Source organism: Flavobacterium sp., from assembly GCF_035760125.1.
Taxonomy (GTDB): domain Bacteria; phylum Bacteroidota; class Bacteroidia; order Flavobacteriales; family Flavobacteriaceae; genus Flavobacterium.
Map to the genome: position 1 here is coordinate 1 of NZ_DASTTN010000391.1, position 3047 is coordinate 3047.

Consider the following 3047-nt stretch of genomic DNA (forward strand, 5'->3'; position numbering starts at 1 on the left):
GTTAATTTTAAACTGATAACTCATTTAATTAGATTAAAAAAGAAAAAATCAAATCACTTTTTTATTCGTAATTTTACTTTTTACATATTAACATAATTATGAGCAATAATCCGTTTACAGAAAGCCCTTTTAAAACCCTAATTTCTTTTCATAAATTGATCGAAAATTTGGAGGACATTGCTGCGACCAACGTAGATTACCGCTCTAATTATGCCAAAGCACTATTAAAAGAAATAGCTCCTTTCCCTGAATTTAGAGATGGCATTGAAGATTTGAACTTCATTAAACAACATGAAAAGCTAATCCATAATTTACTTGCAGACCTCTTCCCTACTGCATTAACACACAACGAGATTAAAGCCATTAGCATTCCTTTTCAGAATATCACTTTTAACTATACAGAAAGATTCAAAAACATTCTTCAAAACGCAGGAATGACATTTGACATGGAGATACGTGATTTTGAAGAGGATCAATTTTACGTCTTCAATTGTATCTTAATTTTAAACGCATATTATGGTCAGCACTTCGACTTTAACAGACCTTTATTTTATGATATTCCGAGCGGTAATGGCATCATGAATCATTATCGTATTTTGTACAATGCTGATTTTATAGAAATTATTCCAACCCAAAATGCACCTAAACTTTCTCAAGAGGACATTGATTTTTTGATGAATAACTATGACAACATTAATTTATGGAAAGAAAAATTTCCTATTGAAAGCTGGATTCTAAAAGGTTTTGGAATTATTAGCCTTATCGATGTTACTAGAGAAAATGCCATATCTAACCTAAAAAGCAATCTCTTAAAATCAGAATCATCACAAAACAAATCAAGTCTGAGTTTTGAATCAATTTTTAGATCAATTTTTAAAATTTCTGATTTAAAAATTGGTTTTACCATATACAATGAGGAGGAAGAAAAATTTACAAACCCTACTCATGAGGAGAAAGAGATGAAAAGTTACATCTTAAATGACCTAGAGGAAACTGATTGTAAAAATGCCATTTACGGTTGTTCGCTCGAAGCTATTTTAGAAGAAAAAAAATCAATAATAATTGCTGATATCGAGCAATTTTCAAAAATTCCCGGAAATGAAAAACTCGGACAGTATTTATCGAAACAAAACATTCAGAGCTGCATTTTTGCGCCTGTCATAAAAGATGGCAACATACTTGGAATTATAGAATTGGTTTCGGCAAAGCCAAAGGAACTGAACAGTATCAATGCCACAAATTTGGATTTGGTTCTCCCCTATCTCATCGATACATTGGAACGCTACAAAACCGATATGCAACATCAAATTGAAGCCATTATCCAAAGAGAATATACTGCCATTCACTCCAGTGTTTATTGGAAATTTAGACGGGAAGCCCTCAAATACTATCAAACCAACAGTCCCAATAAAGACTATATTTTTAAAGAAATCATATTCAAGGAAGTCTATCCGCTATATGGACAGATTGACATTAAAGGTTCCTCCGAACATCGAAATGAAACCGTAAAAGAGGATTTAAAAAACCAATTAACCACTCTTATACAACTCCTTGAAAAGCAAAAATCAAATGAAAGTCTTGTTTTATTGGAACAACGAATATTCGAATTACACTCTTTCAACAAAGAGCTTGAATCGTCATTAAAAGCAGATACAGAGCAACAAATTCAAAATTATATCGAAACTGAAATTCATCCTATCCTAAAAAACACCAAAATGGATATTGAAAGTGGAGCGGCAAGGGAAAACTATTTTGAAAGCTTGGACGAAAAAACTGGAATGTTTTATCAAGCCCGAAAGAAATTTGATAATACTATGTCCATAATCAATAAAAAAATGGCCGCTGTCTTGGATAAGAAACAAATTGAAGCCCAACTAATCTATCCCCATTATTACGAGCGATTCAAAACCGATGGCGTAGAACACAATCTCTATATTGGCGCATCGATTGCTCCCACGAAGCCATTTAATAGCCTTTATTTGCAAAATTTAAGATTGTGGCAATTGCAGACTTTATGCGAAATGGAAATAGAACACCACCAACTCAAAGCTACTTTACCGTATGAATTGGATGTTACTTCCTTGATTTTGGTATTCAGCTCTCCAATTTCTATCCGTTTTAGAATGGATGAAAAACGATTTGATGTTGATGGAACTTACAATGCCCGCTATGAAGTAGTCAAAAAACGCATTGATAAAGCCAATATAAAAGGAACCAAAGAGCGAATCACCCAAAAAGAAAAAATCACTATTGTTTATTCTCACAATGCCGAAGAAAACGAATATTTGAAATACATCAAATACCTACAACACAAAAAATTGTTGGAGCCTAGTATAGAACAATTTGAAGTTGAAGAACTTCAAGGCGTATCAGGATTAAGAGCATTTAGGGTAAAAGTAGTCAACAATAATCTGGAAAGTAACGTCAAAAACAACACTTATCAAGATTTATTGAATGAACAAAATTAACCACTAATTGTTTTGAATGCCAATACAAAAGCGATTACGGACAGTACGATTCCAATCATAAAAATATTATAGGCAATTCGCAATAATCGGTATTTTTTCTCCAAAACGATTCCTAAATAATATAAATCCTTAATCATTGAATTATATAGATATTCTCTGTCTTTCATCATTTCGTTCATCGCCCATTTGTAATCCTCCAAAGGCATTTTATAAAAATTACCAAAGAAAAGAAGATTCACTTTCTTGTCTTCAATATCTTTTTTGGTAAAAACTCCTTTGGTTACTTTTGGTCGTGTCGAAAGAATGGCAAAAATAATAGTTATTACGCTAGACATCAACATTATAAAAGTAGGAACAACCAAATGCACATTTTTGGGACTGTCTAATTTTGGAATCAATGTTGAAAGTGCTATCGAAATAATAATCGCATTTACGGAAAGTAAAATATTGGCCTTACTGTCGGCAATGCCACTCAAACGTGTATGATTACCTAAAGTTACCCTAAATAAAGTGTCAATGCCACGCTCTGGTTTCTCCTCTTTTTCCTTTTTTTTATCTATTTTGGGTAATTCTTCATTC

General features: G+C 32.5%; 2 protein-coding genes. One reads left to right on the top strand and one right to left on the bottom strand.

Going from position 1 to position 3047, the window contains the following annotated elements:
- Positions 1-98 precede the first annotated feature (98 nt).
- Positions 99-2468: a GAF domain-containing protein gene (locus tag VFS71_RS13920; RefSeq protein ID WP_326401975.1), complete on the top strand. Its 2370-nt coding sequence runs from the start codon at positions 99-101 to the stop codon at positions 2466-2468.
- Here VFS71_RS13920 and VFS71_RS13925 read toward each other — a convergent pair.
- A partial coding sequence (locus VFS71_RS13925; protein WP_326401976.1) for a Pycsar system effector family protein occupies positions 2465-3047 on the bottom strand: 583 nt, incomplete at its 5' end. The genes VFS71_RS13920 and VFS71_RS13925 overlap by 4 nt on opposite strands.